General features: G+C 40.7%; 18 protein-coding genes and 5 pseudogenes. 19 read left to right on the top strand and 4 right to left on the bottom strand.

Features of this window, described 5'->3' with window-relative positions:
* Nucleotides 1–63 precede the first annotated feature (63 nt).
* Together AC0C66_RS05940 and AC0C66_RS05935 are read left to right on the top strand one after the other, a co-directional pair.
* Nucleotides 64–975 (top strand): AraC family transcriptional regulator, encoded by a 912-nt coding sequence (locus AC0C66_RS05940; RefSeq protein WP_072183662.1) that lies wholly within the window; start codon nt 64–66, stop codon nt 973–975.
* Nucleotides 976–1,201: 226 nt separating this feature from the next.
* Nucleotides 1,202–1,477, top strand: coding sequence for a barstar family protein (locus tag AC0C66_RS05935; protein ID WP_087986851.1), 276 nt, complete (start codon nt 1,202–1,204; stop codon nt 1,475–1,477).
* Nucleotides 1,478–1,913: 436 nt separating this feature from the next.
* Here the strand turns inward: AC0C66_RS05935 and AC0C66_RS05930 are convergent, their stop codons facing one another.
* From AC0C66_RS05930 to AC0C66_RS05920, 3 genes are all read right to left on the bottom strand, one after another.
* Nucleotides 1,914–2,471, bottom strand: coding sequence for a GNAT family N-acetyltransferase (locus AC0C66_RS05930; RefSeq protein WP_072183721.1), 558 nt, complete (start codon nt 2,469–2,471; stop codon nt 1,914–1,916).
* A 344-nt stretch (nt 2,472–2,815) separates the two neighbouring features.
* Complete coding sequence (locus AC0C66_RS05925; RefSeq protein ID WP_124048084.1) at nt 2,816–3,064, bottom strand: hypothetical protein; 249 nt, start codon at nt 3,062–3,064, stop codon at nt 2,816–2,818.
* On the bottom strand, nt 2,983–4,182 hold the full coding sequence (locus AC0C66_RS05920; RefSeq protein ID WP_072183720.1) for a DUF418 domain-containing protein: 1,200 nt from the start codon (nt 4,180–4,182) through the stop codon (nt 2,983–2,985). Before AC0C66_RS05920 ends, AC0C66_RS05925 begins: the two co-directional genes overlap by 82 nt.
* Nucleotides 4,183–4,446: 264 nt before the next feature.
* On the opposite strand from AC0C66_RS05920, the gene yrkP reads away from it, so the two are divergent.
* Genes yrkP through psiE form a run of 3 tightly spaced genes read left to right on the top strand, consistent with a single transcriptional unit; the run spans nt 4,447 to nt 6,889 of the window.
* Complete coding sequence (gene yrkP, locus AC0C66_RS05915) at nt 4,447–5,142, top strand: two-component response regulator YrkP (RefSeq protein ID WP_087986853.1); 696 nt, start codon at nt 4,447–4,449, stop codon at nt 5,140–5,142.
* The gene (gene yrkQ / locus AC0C66_RS05910; protein WP_072182667.1) at nt 5,129–6,427 is read left to right on the top strand and encodes a two-component system sensor histidine kinase YrkQ; all 1,299 of its coding nucleotides are present in this window, start codon (nt 5,129–5,131) and stop codon (nt 6,425–6,427) included. The genes yrkP and yrkQ overlap by 14 nt, the downstream gene beginning before the upstream one ends.
* Nucleotides 6,428–6,472: 45 nt before the next feature.
* Nucleotides 6,473–6,889 (top strand): phosphate-starvation-inducible protein PsiE, encoded by a 417-nt coding sequence (gene psiE / locus AC0C66_RS05905; protein WP_072182666.1) that lies wholly within the window; start codon nt 6,473–6,475, stop codon nt 6,887–6,889.
* A gap of 4 nt (nt 6,890–6,893) precedes the next feature.
* Here the strand turns inward: psiE and AC0C66_RS05900 are convergent.
* Nucleotides 6,894–6,995: pseudogene (locus AC0C66_RS05900) on the bottom strand (hypothetical protein); the annotation flags it as partial.
* 16 nt (nt 6,996–7,011) lie between these two features.
* Between AC0C66_RS05900 and AC0C66_RS05895 the strand changes: the two are divergent.
* The 14 genes and pseudogenes from AC0C66_RS05895 to AC0C66_RS05830 form a co-directional block, all read left to right on the top strand.
* A pseudogene (locus tag AC0C66_RS05895) lies at nt 7,012–8,105 on the top strand (transglycosylase SLT domain-containing protein); the annotation flags it as partial.
* The gene (locus AC0C66_RS05890) at nt 8,098–8,757 is read left to right on the top strand and encodes a LysM peptidoglycan-binding domain-containing protein (RefSeq protein ID WP_032725181.1); all 660 of its coding nucleotides are present in this window, start codon (nt 8,098–8,100) and stop codon (nt 8,755–8,757) included. The pseudogene AC0C66_RS05895 and the gene AC0C66_RS05890, both read left to right, overlap by 8 nt.
* 12 nt (nt 8,758–8,769) lie before the next feature.
* A pseudogene (locus AC0C66_RS05885) lies at nt 8,770–9,750 on the top strand (XkdQ/YqbQ family protein).
* Nucleotides 9,747–10,013 (top strand): DUF2577 family protein, encoded by a 267-nt coding sequence (locus AC0C66_RS05880; protein WP_010330118.1) that lies wholly within the window; start codon nt 9,747–9,749, stop codon nt 10,011–10,013. Before AC0C66_RS05885 ends, AC0C66_RS05880 begins: the two are co-directional and overlap by 4 nt.
* 12 nt (nt 10,014–10,025) lie before the next feature.
* Complete coding sequence (locus AC0C66_RS05875; RefSeq protein WP_017696792.1) at nt 10,026–10,451, top strand: DUF2634 domain-containing protein; 426 nt, start codon at nt 10,026–10,028, stop codon at nt 10,449–10,451.
* Nucleotides 10,444–11,486: pseudogene (locus AC0C66_RS05870) on the top strand (baseplate J/gp47 family protein). Before AC0C66_RS05875 ends, AC0C66_RS05870 begins: the two are co-directional and overlap by 8 nt.
* Nucleotides 11,470–12,048, top strand: a complete 579-nt coding sequence (locus AC0C66_RS05865) for a YmfQ family protein (protein ID WP_019712735.1) — start codon at nt 11,470–11,472, stop codon at nt 12,046–12,048. The pseudogene AC0C66_RS05870 and the gene AC0C66_RS05865 overlap by 17 nt, the downstream one beginning before the upstream one ends.
* Nucleotides 12,045–12,317 carry a hypothetical protein gene (locus AC0C66_RS05860; RefSeq protein WP_072182663.1) on the top strand — a complete coding sequence of 91 codons (273 nt, stop codon included), beginning with the start codon at nt 12,045–12,047 and terminating at the stop codon, nt 12,315–12,317. Before AC0C66_RS05865 ends, AC0C66_RS05860 begins: the two co-directional genes overlap by 4 nt.
* 2 nt (nt 12,318–12,319) lie before the next feature.
* Nucleotides 12,320–13,419, top strand: a pseudogene (locus tag AC0C66_RS05855) (pyocin knob domain-containing protein).
* A 9-nt stretch (nt 13,420–13,428) separates the two neighbouring features.
* On the top strand, nt 13,429–13,764 hold the full coding sequence (locus tag AC0C66_RS05850) for an XkdW family protein (protein WP_072182662.1): 336 nt from the start codon (nt 13,429–13,431) through the stop codon (nt 13,762–13,764).
* Entirely contained in the window at nt 13,761–13,925 is a 165-nt protein-coding gene (locus AC0C66_RS05845; RefSeq protein ID WP_072182661.1) for an XkdX family protein, read from the top strand. The genes AC0C66_RS05850 and AC0C66_RS05845 overlap by 4 nt, the downstream gene beginning before the upstream one ends.
* Before the next feature lie 87 nt (nt 13,926–14,012).
* Nucleotides 14,013–14,906, top strand: a complete 894-nt coding sequence (xepA, locus tag AC0C66_RS05840; RefSeq protein ID WP_072182660.1) for a phage-like element PBSX protein XepA — start codon at nt 14,013–14,015, stop codon at nt 14,904–14,906.
* 45 nt (nt 14,907–14,951) lie between these two features.
* Nucleotides 14,952–15,374 carry a phage holin family protein gene (locus tag AC0C66_RS05835; protein WP_003246208.1) on the top strand — a complete coding sequence of 141 codons (423 nt, stop codon included), beginning with the start codon at nt 14,952–14,954 and terminating at the stop codon, nt 15,372–15,374.
* Between the two features lie 44 nt (nt 15,375–15,418).
* The gene (locus AC0C66_RS05830; RefSeq protein WP_072182659.1) at nt 15,419–16,237 is read left to right on the top strand and encodes a peptidoglycan recognition protein family protein; all 819 of its coding nucleotides are present in this window, start codon (nt 15,419–15,421) and stop codon (nt 16,235–16,237) included.
* Nucleotides 16,238–16,240 lie beyond the last annotated feature (3 nt).

Raw genomic sequence — 16,240 nt, 5'->3', positions numbered from 1 at the left:
GTATCTCTTTAATTCTTGCCCTATCCTCCAAGTGTCGATAAGTTTTATAAAAGGAGGGATTTCATGTCTCTAGAAGTGCAATTGCAATCGAAAGAAGAGGAGCTTACAAACCTTGTGTCATCCTTTGCTACCAAGGAGGGTACGAACGTAACGTCAATCTCTGGGTTGGAATTTATTCGATCTGCCAAGCCGCTGGTGCCTGTACATACTATGCATGAACCTGCTTTGTGTATTGTTCTGCAAGGAAGAAAAGTGATTTCTATGATTGGAAAAGACTTCTTTTACGGAAAAGGGGAATACTTAGTCGTGGCAGTCGATCTGCCAGTTATCGGGGAAATTTTAAAAGCAAGTGAGATGGAACCTTATTTATGTCTTCGATTGAATTTTAACTTAATGCAAATTGCAGAGGTCTCAAAAGAGTATAAGCAACATAGCACTAATCATAATGTTACAGGGCGAGGAATATTTGTTGATCAGACAGATGAGGTCATTCTGGATGCACTTATCCGACTCGTGAAACTACTTCATACCCCTGAAGATACAGAAATACTTGCACCTTTAATCATTAAGGAAATTCTATACCGCATTATGCAGGGAAAGCATGGTCACACAGTAAAAAGCCTTGTTGCCAAGGGGAGTAAATTATCTGAAGTGGCTGTTGCTCTGGATTATTTAAGAAATCATTTTTCTCATGAAATAAAGATAGATGGACTAGCTCAAAAAGTAAACCTTAGCCCATCAGCTTTATATCACCATTTTAAACAAGTGACAACCATGACTCCGATCCAATACCAGAGAGCGTTACGTCTTCATGAAGCAAGACGGTTGATTATCGGGAAAGATATGAGGGTTGCTGACGCTGCCTTTCAAGTTGGTTATGAAAGCCCTTCTTATTTTAATAGAGAGTATAGAAAGATGTTCGGAAAGCCTCCAGGGAAAGATCGTAAAGAGAACCTGAATTTATATAATGTATAGTCCAAATCAAGAAGTCGCATACAGATGCGACTTCTATCAATTAACACTCCTCCAATTTAATATCTGTGACTGAAATTTTAGGGTTTGAGGCAACGGAAATAACGATACCACATTTTTGCTGTCAATCCCTTTAAAATTTTAGGTCTAAAAGAATACTTTATTCGAATGGTGAATCTTGTGTAAACCAATAAAACGTTAGTTATTATAAAGGAGGGCATAGTTTGTTATGAAAAAAATAATTATAGATGGAAAAGACTTTGAAAATAAAGAAGGGTTACATGATGCATTAAAAGATAAATTAGACTTCCCAGACTACTATGGGAGAAATTTAGACGCTTTATGGGATTGCCTTACAGGGTGGATAGATGGGCCGTTAACTTTGATTTGGAGAAATTTTGAGTTTAGTAAAAAGTTTTTAGGTTCATACGCTGATAATGTATTAAAAGTTTTACAGGAGGCTCAAGAGGAATTAGAAGATGAGTTTAAAATAATAGTAGAGTAGACTTTTTATTTTGGTTTTGTGAATTTGAAAGAGTACCTTAGCGGCTTTACTTGGGGTTCAAGAATGCAGCAGAGGTATTTTATTTTTATTAATAAATATTCATTCAGACTTTATGAGTCAAAAACTAAAGCGAAACTTGAAGAGTTCTTGAAATAAGAAAGGCCCGCTTGAAAGGGGGGACTGACCCCTGTTTTTGAGACAGGGATCAAAACACCTTTTAAACAGCATTATTACCTTCCTCTGATAATGAAATATAGATTATATAAACATGGATAATTTGCATTAATTGGTTAAAGTGAGCATTGTTAGGAGTATACTTATGTCTGTGAAAATAATTATTGACACTAATATATTTTTAGGATTTTACTCGATCCAAACAAACATCTTTAAAAAAGTTACCAGCAACTCTCTGCGGCATCTCGTCATGTTCAATTGTTTAGTCCTTTTTTTTCATAATCTTTACAAACCTGAAAAAGTCATCATCATCCGGCAGGGGCTTGTCATCTTCGCGTCCATTGCGATGTATATGCGGATCAGAGTGATGTTCATTGTAGAACTCTACGATATGAAATCCACACTTATTCACATAGAAGTTGATATTTCGCTTTTCGAAATAAGGTGTGACGGTTTCCCAAAGCACAGTATCCGGATACTGTGCTTCAATGGCTTTCCAAGCAGAAAGACCAATTCCTTGGCTGTGATATTCTGGAGATACATAGAATAAATCTAGCGAATTATGATTTGTTTGGTTGTTGATATGTACTACTGCACCACCGACATTCTTACCATCCTGAAGAATATGATATACCACTGCTCCGGGAGCATTGAAAGACTCCTGAACATCATTGTCCGATGGAATCGGCCCATCTTCGCAATCACCGAACGTTTCAATCACGGCGATCGCAAAGGCTTCTTGTAATTTTTTTTGGAATTCTGGCAGATCAGATTCCTTTGCTAGTTCCAGAATAACTTTTGGTTCCTTTTTTGTTTTCATGATTGTTCACTCCCTCAGTTGCTAAAATATCGAGTTCAGTCGTTCAGTAAAACATTCGAGCTGCTCTGCGAGGCCTTTTCACAAAAAAGTGATTCCATCGCTCTTTCTTCCGCGGTAAATTTGGCGTTAAAATACTTCAAAAGCTTTCTCCTGTCTTTTTGTATGATTCTTTTTCTTTGTTTCATTGGAAAACAAGCTGCATGTAACCCTAATTTACTATTGTTCACTACCGTATTAAGTGTCGTAGGCAGGATTTGTCATCATTCTCGAATTTTTCCTGCGAAAAGTTACAAAAATAGTCGAATGGCGCGCCTTTGACTATGAACATGCGTAAAAGATTCAATTTAGATTCGATCATGAGCAATGCACATTGGGTAAACTCTGGTGGATTTATTAGCCCAAAGAAGCCTAAATGATATAAAAATAACTAGTCCATATATCAAATCTGTCCGTTTAATGCCCGCTTCATTCAACAACACTAATTTGAAGTCATGCAATCTGTGCAAGGGGGTTATTTCTGAATAGATTTTTCCGAATGCAGCGGAGTTGCTTTGGGACTCCCGTTTACTTTGCCGTACGTCAGCTTGCGCCATATCAATTCCATCGGACCGTACTTAAACCGTCTCAACCACAATGTACTAAAGATCATAAGCACGAAATAGACGGCCAGGCTGAACATGAACGTGCCGGCAGATTGAATATGATCCGCAAGCCCGAATCCGTACCTGAGGAACAGAACTGTTCCAATGATAGAGTGAAGCAGATAACAGGTCAATGACATCCGTCCGACTTTGGTGAATATCATCATAGGGCCTCGCAGCTGAGGAACGTACAGAAACAGCATTGCAAAAGTGCTCATATAAAACATACTTCCGGTTAAGCCGCCATTTTGACCCAGGACAGAGGAAATGTCCGAAAAATTAAACATGTCTAGCAATATACTGCTTTGTGTTATTAGAAAAGCGATTGTGCTAATGATCCAGATACGCTTCCATATAGGCTTTTTCGCTTCCATGTCTTTGAAAATTTCCATCTTAACAAAGTACACGCCCAGCAGAAACATGAGAAACATGGAATAGATCATAGAGAAAGAGCTAGCAGCCATCGTGACCATATCTGTCCACCGAGTGCTGATGGATTCCATGTAGGTAAGGCTGCTGTGGCTAAACAAAGTAAACTCTGAAAAATTCGGGTTCTTTGACCCTGCAGTATTGATGACATTGTACAACATTGTGAAAACAGGAGTCAGGAATTGAAACACGATAAGTGCGATAATCCATCTAAGCACCGTTTTGGCTGTGCGTTTATAGAAGGCGAGTAACAGGAAGCCGCTTACGGCATAAAAGGTCAATATGTCACCGACCCAAACAAATGTGATGTGCAAAATGCCAAATCCCAACAGGATAGATAACCTACGGGCAAACAGCTTGTTGGGACTATCTACCTTCTGCGCGGCTCGATCCATAAAGATCATAAACCCAACTCCGAACAAGAAGGAGAATAATGTAACGAATTTCCCTTCGGCAAACCAGGAAACCAGATTGTGCAGTACGTCATCGGAGGCCATTTCGAATCCCTTTACTGAATCTACGATCAGAAAATAATTGACAATAATAATGCCAAGCAAGGCAAATCCACGTACGATGTCCAGAAAATGAACCCGTTCCCGCAGACTCACTGGTTGCCCGCGTCCTTCTTTTTGTACAATCATATCAATACTCCTTTCACATTTACCATTGCAATGTGTAGTGCGGATCTGAAAAGCCTGAGCCTTACAATGGATAAATATAAAGACCGAATCTTAACAATTTATGAAGAGTCATCATTTTTTTAGAAAATGTGATAAGTTTGTGGCGGACATCAGCTTTCATAAATTGTTAAGATTTACGTAGTACCTTATAACGTACTTAACTATGAACGATATATAGTAAGGACACACGAGAAATAACATCAAGAATCATGAGGTGAGAGAGACATGACCCATCGAATATTAGTCGTAGAGGATGATCAGGATATTGGTGATCTTTTGGAGGAATCCCTTACGCGTGCAGGCTACGAGGTGCTAAGAGCCAAGGATGGAAAGCGAGCATTGCAACTTGTGAATGACTCGCTTGATTTGGTTATTTTGGATATTATGATGCCAGGCATTTCGGGAATTGAAACATGTCAGCACATCAGGAAATCCTCTAACGTCCCGATTTTGTTTCTGACGGCCAGATCGAGTACACTCGATAAAACTGAGGGATTACTCGCAGGCGGCGATGATTATATGACTAAACCATTCTCGGAAGAGGAACTTCACGCTAGAGTGATTGCTCAATTACGCAGATATACTATCTATCAGGAAAAGAAGGAACAGGAAGAAACATTTCTTATCGGGGGCAAACTAAGAGTGAGCGAAGAATTTAATGAGGTCTGGAAAGAGGAGCAGCAAATCAAGTTGTCAGATCTGGAGTATCGTATCCTGAAACTTCTGATGAGCAAACGCAACAAAATATTTTCTGCCCAAAATATATATGAGAGTGTGTGGGGACAGCCTTACTTTTACTGTTCCAACAATACGGTGATGGTGCATATTCGGAAGCTGCGCTCCAAAATTGAGGATGATCCGGCACGTCCGGTTTATATAAGAACTGAATGGGGAAGAGGATATCGATTTGGCGCATCGTAAATTTACGCTAACCAAAAAACTGGCTTTGCTGATCATGGTTGCTGCGATTGTGAGTGGTGTGATCTTTCTGACGTTGCAAAAGATTACAGATGATCTGATCGAGGGATATCTGAGTTCGGATGAGTATTATCACGAGGAGTCAGCAAGATACATTCAAAAATTCAGCAAGTACGTTTCAGAAAATGAGTTGTCTACATCAGATAGAAAAGCGTTTGGCGAGTGGGTCAAAAAAGAAAATTACATTAACCTCACCATATTCAAGGATCAGGAGCTGCAATATGATTCCATTTATTCTGAATCGGATTATGGAAAGGAAAAGCTGACTCAGTACGCTCAAAATCATTCACATCCTGTCAAGTTTAGCGATGGTGAAGGACGAGTCATTATCGACGGTTTCTACTCTTCCAGATATTATGATCTGGCCTTTACATTGGAGTTGCTCGGGGCAACCCTCATCTTTTTAATCATTGTTCTCTTCGGCATTCGCCAAAGTCTTCGCTACCTTAAAACGATTCACCAAGAGATTCATATTCTTGAAGGGGGCGAGCTAGACTACGAGATGACGATAAAAGGGCATGATGAATTAGCGATGATTGCAAAGAGCATTGAGGATCTGCGGAAAGCTTTCCTGGACAAACTTAAAGCTATCGAGGAATTGCAAGCTGAGAGCCGCAGCCTGGTTACCGAAATGTCGCACGATATGCGCACACCGCTGACGTCGCTGATCATGAATCTGGAGTTTGCCAAAAAAGAGGGAGGCGAAGCGGGTACCAGCAAAGATCGGTATGTAGCCAATGCTTATGGTAAAGCACTGCAATTAAAAAGCTTGTCTGACAATCTGTTTGCGTATTTCCTGCTGGATAAGGAATATGAGGCCGATCTGGAGACCGTTGCAGTGAAAGAAGTGATCTACGATCTAATATCAGATCAAGTTGCTATCCTTCATCAGAAGCATTTTCGGGTCCATATTTCAGGCGAGCTGCCGGAAACCTATATTAACGTGAATTTGGAGGAGCTTTGTCGTGTATTTGATAATGTGATGTCAAACTTATTTAAATATGCAGATCCGGAAGAAGAAATCAGCATCACGTTTGTATCGGATCAAGAGATATTTGAGATCCATGTTAGCAATACGATTAAACTTGCGGATATAATACCGGAAAGCAACGGACTCGGTGAAAGAAGCATTGCACGAATGATGTCCCGCATGCAGGGACAGTTTCACAGTATACAAAAGAATTCTAAGTACTACATTGTGCTACGATTTTGGAACACCAAGATGTAGGCTGAGAATAAAAACCACGAATATATTGAAATAGGAGACAACATGATGAGATTTTCCAACAAATTCAAAAAGGTGCCTTACCTGTTACAAGCGCTTCTCAATGTCTGTCTGTTCTTCCTGGCGTTAGCCTTAAGCGCACTTCTGATCAGCGAGACATGGTACATTGTGCAATTCGTATACAAGTCACTGTTCAACAAAGTGGACAGCTATTATGAGATGCTTGGAGAACTGCTTATATTCTTCATGTACTTTGAGTTCATTGCTTTGATTATCAAATACTTCAAATCAGACTTTCATTTTCCGCTTCGCTACTTCATTTATATTGGCATCACAGCTGTCATTCGTTTGATTATCATCGATCATGATCAGGCGATCTCAACGTTCTGGTGGGCGATGGCCATTCTTGCAATGATTTGTGGATTCTTTATTGCCACTAGACGAAATTCTGTTGTTGAACATTAATAAATTAGTTCACTTTATGCCGATACGCCGCCGAAATGTCCGTAGTCATCGTGTGTGTCGATCCTTTAAATTCGTGTTTATCTGTATCAATCCAGTATGTTTTCTTAGGGAAGCAGAACGGTGCTTCCGGACAAAATAGTTCACAAACTGGTACTGATCAATACGTCAGCACTCATATTAACAAGCCGTTTATCCGATCTAAAGAATCATCAAACGGATGGGGAAGCAGTATGATCGGGAATTTTGTTTCAGGCATGACTTCTAAGGCAAGTGAAGTCAATGAGGCTGCCAAGGAACTGGCGAAAAAAGTTGAGAAGGCATTTCGTGAAGAGCTGGATATTCATTCACCTTCCCGTGTCATGATGAGTCTTGGCGTTTTGCCTCTATAGGTATTGTAAAAGGTCTGGATTCAGTTGATGTGAAAAAGTTTGCTGAAAAACAAGCAGGCTCACTAGCTGCTGCTTATTCCGGAATGGGAGCAGTAAGCGGAAATGTGAAGCAATGGCTTATGGCTGCTATCATGGCTACAAAGACGCCGGTGAGCTGGCTCCCAGGGCTGATGACAATTGCTCAGCATGAGTCAGGCGGTAATCCGAAGGCAATCAACTTATGGGATAGTAATGCGAAAGCAGGACATCCATCTCAGGGGCTCATGCAGACAATCCCAAGTACCTTCAACGCACACAAATTGCCAGGCATGAATAACATTCTTAACCCGATACACAACGCTGCTGCTGCGATTGGTTATATCAAAAGCAGATATGGATCAATTAATAATGTACCAGGCATTAGAAGCATGAGGCACGGAGGTCCATATGTTGGCTACGCTAACGGCGGACTTATTACCAAAGAGCAGATTGCACGTGTCGGTGAAGGAAACAAAAGGGAATGGATCATTCCGGAGGAGCGAGGCATCCGTGGACGTTATTTATTAGCCCAAGCAGCTAAGGCACTCGGAATGGAAGTCACAGACCCATCTCAAAAAGGTCAAACTGAACTATCTTCCGGTCAGGTAACAGCAGCTACAACAAGTAGTCAGCAAACAACTGTTACAGCATCAGGAGGTAAAGAGGTTATTATTCAGTTTAATGGCGATCAGCATTTTCACAATGACCAAGACATGAACAGTCTTATAGCTAAGATTAAGCAGGCCCTTGTCGATGAGCTTGAACAAGATATTAACATTGGAACGAAGGGAGTCGTTGCTTTTGACTAAATCCATATATGAATTCTGGATTTCACAAGGGAAGGATAAGCTGCGGCTTCCTGTCCTTCCTGAACAAATTGATATTTCAAACACAATTCAAAATGAATCAGTAAAAGTGGCTAGTTTTGGGGAGATCACTTTTATTGATAAACCGGGAGCGAAAGAAATTTCGTTCTCTTCTTTTTTTCCAAAGAAACATAGCCCGCTTGCTGAGTATAAAGGATTTCCTTCTCCTGAAAATGCTATTGCAAAGGTCGAGAAATGGGTGAAATCTAAAAAGCCGGTTCAATTCTTAATTACTGGAACGAAAATTAATTTAACTTGCAGTATCGAGGTTTTTTCTTATAGCGAGGGCCAAAAAGATATAGGTGATCGTGATTATGAAATAAAGCTGAAGGAATACAAAACTGCTTCGCCGCGGAAGATCAAGCAGAAGAAAAAGACGAAGAAGAAACGTCCGTCGAAGGCTTCTCCTAAAACGTACACCGTTAAGAAAGGCGATACACTGTGGGACCTTGCCGGCAAATTTTATGGAGACAGCACAAAATGGCGCAAGATCTGGAACGTCAATAAAAAGGCTATGATCAAACGAAGCAAACGGAATATCAGGCAGCCAGGGCACTGGATCTTTCCTGGGCAAAAATTAAAGATACCGCAGTAAGCAGGTGATGACATGATAGAACTTTTCGTCATTAAAGAAACGGAATGGCTTGAGCTGGTAACTGAAAGTGTTTCACTCGAAGGACAACGGTATCAGGCGCCGCGATCAATCACAGCAAAGATCATAACGAAACAAGGAACCCATTCATATTACAGCGTATCAGAAGGAGATACGGTTCTGTTTAAGTGGAAAGGGAAAGAGCTGTTTCGAGGTATTGTGTTTTCTCGCAATCCGGAAGAACATGGGCTGACCTTTACGGCTTATGACATGCTGCAATATCTGGTTAAGAACAAAGATGCTTATGTGTTCTCCAATAAGCGTGCAGACGAGATTATAAAACGATTGGCGAGGGATTTTCAGATCCCGACGACGTCCATTGCAAATACGGGTTACACCATTAAATCATTAGTGTTTAAAGATGATACGAGCCTTTATGACATGATTCTGAAAGCCTTGAAACAAACGAAGAGCCAAACCGGAAGGAATTATCAATTATATTCGGCGAAGGGGAAGCTTGGCCTGCGAGCTTGGCCGGATCCTACGGAAATATGGGTATTGGAAACAGGGGTAAACATCACCGGCTATCAATACAGCACTTCCATTAATGACACAGCCACAAGAGTAAAGCTGCGGCGTCAGAAAGACAATAAAACTTATACTGCTACCGCAAGAGACAACACGGGTATCAGCAAATACGGCGTGCTTCAGTATGTAGAAACAATATCAGGTAACATTAACCAAGCACAGCTTCAGTAGCGTGCGAAAGTCAAACAGGCGCAGAAAAAAGGCGTCAAAAAAGAACTCAAAAGTATTCAGGCGATCGGAATTCCGGATCTTCAGAGCGGCTTGCCTGTCTATATCTCAATTCCGGAAGTCGGGATTAAGAAAACATACTGGATCGATACAGACAAACATGAATTTAAAGGATCCACGCATACGATGACCATTGATGTTGTGGAGAAAAACTCTATTCCGGATGGTGTTTCCTCATGAGATTAAGTGAAGCAATCAAACATTTGGCTGTCGGTGCAGTTGATTCTGAGTCACCGGTGGATATTATGCCGGCTGAAGTGGTTTCCGTTTCTCCTGTTGAAATTAAACTCAATGAAAATGAAAAGCTAATTATTCCGTCTGATTTGATTATTATTCCTAAGCGGCTGCGCGCTGGAGGAGATGAAGAACTAAAGATGGGTGAGAATGTGATGGTTGTCTCCTTAAAAGGCGGACAATCATTTTTTATTCTCGACAAAATATAGGGGGTGCTTGAGTTGGCCCTTTCGCCAGAAATTGAATTTGATGATATTGAAGATGACAGCGAAGTCATAGAGACCTCGCAAACTTACAAAATAGATTTTGAAAATGGCCGTATCACAAATGAAATGATTACAGGCCTTGAAGCAATCAGGCAGTTTGTATATTTATCCCTTCATACTGAACGATACGCCTATTCTGTTTTCAGCCATGACATTGGAAATGAGCTTCAAGACATCTTGGCAGATAATGAAACAACAGACGCATATAAGAAAATGGAGATTCCGCGGCTAATAGAGGAAGCGCTGATCTATGACGATCGTGTTTCCTCTGTATCAGATTTTGAAATAGAAAAACAAGGTGATTCGTTCCATGTTTCCTTTACAGTCGAAACGGACGAGGGAAAACTGGAGATCGAGGAGGTGCTTGGTGAAGATGTTTGAAGATCAAACTTTTGAAGAAATTATGGACCGGATGCTGAACAGAATTTCAGCGGACATTGATACAAGGGAAGGAAGCGTGATTTATAACGCGTTAGCTTCTGCAGCCGCAGAATTGGCCAAGTCTTATATTTGGCTCGATACTGTGCTGGAACTTGTCTTCTCGGACACAGCACAAGGGGAATTTTTAGATCGTCGGGCTACTGAAGCCGGCATTGAGCGAACGGCTGCCACGAAAGCAGTCCGGGCAGCGGAGTTTACTGAAGGAGTAACCATTCCAGTGGGTTCCCGCTTTTTTGTAGATAACTTGTATTTTCAATACACAGCTGACGGGACGTTGGAATGTGAAACAGCTGGAGAAGCAGGGAACGCAAACATATCCGGTCAGAATCTATTGTCATTAGACACTATACCTGGGCTTCAAAAGGCTATTGTGAAAGAGATTCTGATTCCCGGTCGTGAAGAAGAGGATGATGACAGTTTAAGAGCTAGATATTTTACCCGCGTTCGTCGGGAAGCTGTCAGTGCAAATAAAGAGCATTATAAACAGTGGGCGGAAGAAGTTGACGGAGTAGGGAAGGCAAAGATCTTTCCGCTTTGGAACGGGGACGGCACAGTCAAAATTGTTGTGACCAATGCTAACTTGGAGCTTCCGATATATTGATTTCTAAGGTTAAAAACTATATTGACCCTGAACCCGGACAAGGCGAGGGACAAGCGCCAATAGGTGCCTTTGTCATGGTGGAGAGTGCTGTTTGGAAAGAGATTGAGATATCAGCAGAGGTGCTTCCCGAGGTCAATAGCTCTATTGATCAGGTGAAGAAAGAAATCGAATCAGGTGTATTAAATCTCTTTAAAAAGATGGCGTTCGAAGATAATGTCATCCGCTTATCGCAGATCAATAATATTGTTTATAATTCACCCTCAGTAAGTGATTATGCAGATATCAAAATCAACGGCATGGCTGAAAATTTAATTCTTAGTGACGTAGAAATTCCTAAGCTTGGGAAGGTGACAATCATTGAGCAAACTCGATGAAATGACCGCTTACCTGCCGCCGTTCCTTACCAAGTTAAAGGAAATGGCTGAACTTCTTCAGGCAGAAGCTCCAGAATTTGAAAAGCAAAATAACGGCATCTTTGATCTGACAGATCAGCTATTTGTCACAACAGCAACCTGGGGGCTTGAACGTTGGGAAAAAATATTGAACGTTCCGAGAGAGTCCGGTGATACGTATGAGATCCGCCGGCTGCGTCTTATCTCAAAAATGTCCAATATCCCGCCGGCAACGTATAAAGCTATTGAACAGGCATTGAACCGGTTTCTAAAGAATCCGTCTGCTCAGGTCCGGCTGCTTCCCGGTGAGTACCGCTTTAATGTTGATATTGATATAGATGATATGCAGCATATGAGCGAGCTCATAGAAACACTGGAGAATATGAAGCCAGCTCATTTGGCATATACCTTGCGAGCTGCTTTAAATGAGCCACTCCAGATAAAAGATACTGTTATTTTGAATAACAGACGATATCGAAAGGTAAGTGAGCTGATGGTGGGTTATTCCGTCACGCTCAATAATAACGAGGTGGTTTTACCATGATTACGCAAGTTTATAGAGAGCGTACAGCTGCAGATTTGAAAAGTAGAATATCGAAAGTGCTGCTGAATGGAAATGAAACAAAAATTGCGGAACTCACCATTCAGGGTGCCGTTGTCACGGTGCTTACTCAACGAGAGGAAGATATCAAGCATATTAAGAGTGTGCAGATCCTTGATGAACAAAACAACGTAATTACGGAAAGAACAACAGATTTAGACGTCAGTAATAACAGAACGCTAGATTTTAGAATTACTTTTGAGGTGGTGTAACAATGGCTTATGATGCAAAAACAGATTGGCTCCCGGACGATCCGATTAATGAAGATGATGTGAACCGTTGGGAGAAAGGTATTCAAGACGCGCATAAAGATTTAGCTGTACATAAAAATGACATGAACAACCCTCACAATACAACAAAGGCGCAAATCGGGCTAGGGAACGTTGATAATGTACAGCAAGCTTCGAAAAAAGAATTTGAAGAGCATCTTAATGATTCACAACGGCACATAACACCAGTAGAGCGGGAGAATTGGAATGCAAAAGAAACAACTGCCGGAGCTCAGGAAAAAGCGGATAAGGCTTTATCGGATGCAAAACATTACGTGGATACCAACTACAAAAATAACAATCTGACGTTAATTACTGGAGACAATGCTATTCAAGATGCAAGAACAGGAGGGGAAGAATATCCGTTAGGACTGACCTTAATGGACATTGGTCAGGGCAATACTACTGGCTACCCTTTAGGTTATGGCATTGTCAAAAATGAAAAATATAATAATTACCGATTTACGCAATACTTTTATGGGACAGGAAATGAGTCTGGGACTTACTACGACAGTACAGGAGTTTGGATTAGACACTGGTGGAGTGGTTCAGGCTGGACTCCTTGGCAAAAGATATCAGGTTTTGCTCATGCGAATATTGGAACTACTGGGTTCAATATTTGAAAAAAATTGATCACACTAAAATTGCATTTAACAGGGTCATAAAAGATAGCCATAATGCATTTGATACTAAAAACAATCGATTTATTGCTCCGAATGATGGAATGTACTTAATCGGTGCAAGTATATACACCTTAAACTACACATCTTATATTAACTTTCATTTGAAAGTTTACCTAAATGGAAAAGCGTATAAAACACTGCATCATGTAAGAGGAGACTTTCAAGAAAAGGAAAATGGGATGAATCTTGGTCTAAACGGCAATGCGACTGTACCCATGAATAAAGGGGATTACATTGAAATCTGGTGCTATTGTAATTATGGAGGAGACGAAATTCTGAAAAGAGCAGTAGATGATAAAAACGGCGTATTTAACTTTTTTGATATACAAGAACTTGGAGGCCGAAACTATCCAAGATTTTAGGAGGTAACGATGAATATAGGCGAAGCTATTCTTTTTAAATACCCAACAGCTGATCCCACAAAGGATTTTATTGTCCAGAATAATGGTGATGGAACTCCTTCATATATAGCAGAGTGGAATATTAGGGCACCTATACCAACTGAAGCAGAGTTAAAATCTTGGTGGGAAGAGCTTCAGAATACATCTGCATATGAACCACCAGTTCAAGTGGATCTACTCGCGAAAGAGTTATCTCAGGAGAAGCTAGCTCGTAAACAGCTTGAAGAATTAAACCAAACTTTGGGAAGCGAGCTCTCAAAAATAAAGTTGCAACTGCTTACTCTACAAGGAGGGAAAGATTCATGAATTATTGGGTGCTGGCTTTGCATTATAACTGGGCTTCTTCTGAAATGGTGAAACAGGCAATTCATTATAAAGATTGCTCGACTGAGGATTTACAAAAAGGGGTAGAGAAAAAACTCATTACAGCTGAACATTATAGAGAGATCACAGGAGAAGCCATTTAGGGCTTTTTTATTTTGCCTTAAAGGGGGTGGTTCCATTGTAAATCCATGCTCATCACTAATGATCTACAATAGCAAGGAGGATTTTTAATGGTATCATATAGTTTTCAGTTTCCAACAGATGCAACCGGTAAGCCGGGGGCAGCCAAGCCATATAGAGAAGGAAACAGAGATTTTGTTGTGCCGGTAGCTACAATCTCCGGTAATTCAGAGCTGCTGACGAACGCAGTTTTAAAAGCCACTGAAGTATACACGCAATATGGACAAGATCGATTAGGTCAGGTTTTAATTTCAAAAGTAAAAGGTCACGCTTATTCTGATCGTGAAGGAACCTTATTCATCGAAGAAAGTAATGATATGAATACAGGGACCACTGTCTCTTCATTGGTAGTTAAAGCAAATACGCTTGGCGAGACTGAATGGATTCATTTAACTAAACGCTATTTCCGTTTCAGATACGCAAATGGTAACCTACAGCAATCTGAATTTTTACTGTACCAGTCACTGGGCGCAGGTGAAGAGGATATAAACATAAACCAAGCTGTTCCTATTACAGCAGTTGCTCCGTTGTCAGTCCAGTTAGATAAAAGCGGTTTAACTAATGATGGTCGTTTAAAAGTTCAAACTGAAGGCTTGAACCTTAGCTCATTAGACACTCAAGCAAAAACAATGGATATTGTCTTTCACGATAAAACAGAAACCATAGGTGAGGGTAACCCATTCACCGTTGGATCATTCAAAACGTTACTCATTGAGGTTTATGGGACGGCTGAGACAAGTGAATTGAAGTTCTGGGGTAAATCCTTATCGGGAACAAAAAGAGCCCTTAGAGGGCAGAAAGTAGATGACGGAACATTTGCCACTAGCACCAAAGGGAAATCAGAAGCTTGGTCTTTTAACATTACTGGCTTTAAAGAAATTGTTATGGAGCTTACAGCTTTAACAAATGGAAACTTTTCAGTTAGAGGGACGGCCGTCTCATAAGATCCGGCTGTCCTTTTTTATTTGCCTCGGAGGAGGTGATTAGAAATGGAGGAGACAAGTTTGTTTATCAATTTTGAAACATTAGATTTAGCAAGAGTATATTTATTTGGAGGGGTGAAGTACCTTGATTTACTTCTAGTACTTAGCATAATTGACGTTTTAACAGGAGTAATCAAGGCATGGAAATTCAAAAAACTGCGAAGCCGAAGCGCATGGTTTGGCTATGTCCGCAAGCTACTCAATTTCTTTGCGGTCATTTTAGCAAACGTGATTGATACAGTACTCAATTTGAACGGTGTCTTAACCTTTGGTACCGTTCTTTTTTATATCGCTAATGAAGGTTTGTCAATAACTGAAAACTTAGCACAGATCGGTGTTAAAATACCATCATCAATAACAGATCGATTACAAACAATTGAGAACGAAAAAGAACAGAGTAAGAATAACGCAGACAAAGCTGCTGGCTAAGTCAGTGGCTTTTTTTATCTTACTGACAGAAGGAGAGAGGGTATATGGCCATTAAAGTTGTAAAGAATCTAGTCTCTAAATCAAAGTATGGATTGAAATGTCCTAATCCAATGAAAGCTGAGTATATCACTATCCATAACACTGCGAATGATGCTTCAGCAGCCAATGAGATTTCTTACATGAAGAATAACTCTAGCTCAACGAGTTTTCACTTTGCAGTAGACGATAAACAAGTCATTCAAGGGATTCCAACTAATCGTAACGCTTGGCACACAGGAGATGGAACAAACGGTACAGGGAATCGTAAGTCGATTGGTGTCGAAATTTGTTATAGCAAATCAGGAGGGGCACGATATAAGGCAGCGGAAAAACTCGCTATTAAGTTTGTAGCGCAACTACTTAAAGAACGCGGATGGGGTGTTGATCGAGTCCGCAAGCACCAAGACTGGAACGGCAAGTATTGCCCGCACCGTATTTTGTCAGAAAGAAGATGGGACGAGGTTAAGGCTGCCATTGAAAAAGAATTGAAAGCGCTAGGTGGGAAAACAAGCACAAGTAAAACAAGTACAGCTAAAAAGAAAACAACAAAATTAAGCAGCAAAAAAACGTCATATGCGCTGCCTTCCGGTATTTTTAAAGTGAAGAACCCAATGATGAGAGGCGTGTCTGTCACGCAGATTCAGAAAGCTCTAGCGGCTCTTTATTTCTACCCGGATAAAGGAGCGGAAAATAACGGCATAGACGGCTTTTATGGTCCGAAAACGGCGAACGCGGTTAAACGATTTCAGTTGATGCATGGGCTTTCTGCTGATGGGATTTATGGACCTAAGACTCGAGTGAAACTTGAAGCATTATTGAAATAAAAA

Source organism: Bacillus sp. VA13 (assembly GCF_055710085.1).
This window is presented reverse-complemented; position numbering and strand designations above follow the sequence as displayed.

Excerpts from the sequence above, each read along its gene's own strand:
- AC0C66_RS05830 (WP_072182659.1), top strand. The coding sequence starts at position 15,419 with ATGGCCATTAAAGTTGTAAAGAATCTAGTCTCTAAATCAAAGTATGGA.
- yrkP (WP_087986853.1), top strand. The coding sequence starts at position 4,447 with ATGACCCATCGAATATTAGTCGTAGAGGATGATCAGGATATTGGTGAT.
- AC0C66_RS05835 (WP_003246208.1), top strand. The coding sequence starts at position 14,952 with ATGGAGGAGACAAGTTTGTTTATCAATTTTGAAACATTAGATTTAGCA.
- xepA (WP_072182660.1), top strand. The coding sequence starts at position 14,013 with ATGGTATCATATAGTTTTCAGTTTCCAACAGATGCAACCGGTAAGCCG.
- AC0C66_RS05940 (WP_072183662.1), top strand. The coding sequence starts at position 64 with ATGTCTCTAGAAGTGCAATTGCAATCGAAAGAAGAGGAGCTTACAAAC.
- AC0C66_RS05925 (WP_124048084.1), bottom strand. The coding sequence starts at position 3,064 with ATGGCGCAAGCTGACGTACGGCAAAGTAAACGGGAGTCCCAAAGCAAC.
- AC0C66_RS05845 (WP_072182661.1), top strand. The coding sequence starts at position 13,761 with ATGAATTATTGGGTGCTGGCTTTGCATTATAACTGGGCTTCTTCTGAA.
- AC0C66_RS05930 (WP_072183721.1), bottom strand. The coding sequence starts at position 2,471 with ATGAAAACAAAAAAGGAACCAAAAGTTATTCTGGAACTAGCAAAGGAA.
- psiE (WP_072182666.1), top strand. The coding sequence starts at position 6,473 with ATGAGATTTTCCAACAAATTCAAAAAGGTGCCTTACCTGTTACAAGCG.
- AC0C66_RS05850 (WP_072182662.1), top strand. The coding sequence starts at position 13,429 with ATGAATATAGGCGAAGCTATTCTTTTTAAATACCCAACAGCTGATCCC.
- AC0C66_RS05860 (WP_072182663.1), top strand. The coding sequence starts at position 12,045 with ATGATTACGCAAGTTTATAGAGAGCGTACAGCTGCAGATTTGAAAAGT.
- AC0C66_RS05880 (WP_010330118.1), top strand. The coding sequence starts at position 9,747 with ATGAGATTAAGTGAAGCAATCAAACATTTGGCTGTCGGTGCAGTTGAT.
- AC0C66_RS05920 (WP_072183720.1), bottom strand. The coding sequence starts at position 4,182 with ATGATTGTACAAAAAGAAGGACGCGGGCAACCAGTGAGTCTGCGGGAA.
- AC0C66_RS05935 (WP_087986851.1), top strand. The coding sequence starts at position 1,202 with ATGAAAAAAATAATTATAGATGGAAAAGACTTTGAAAATAAAGAAGGG.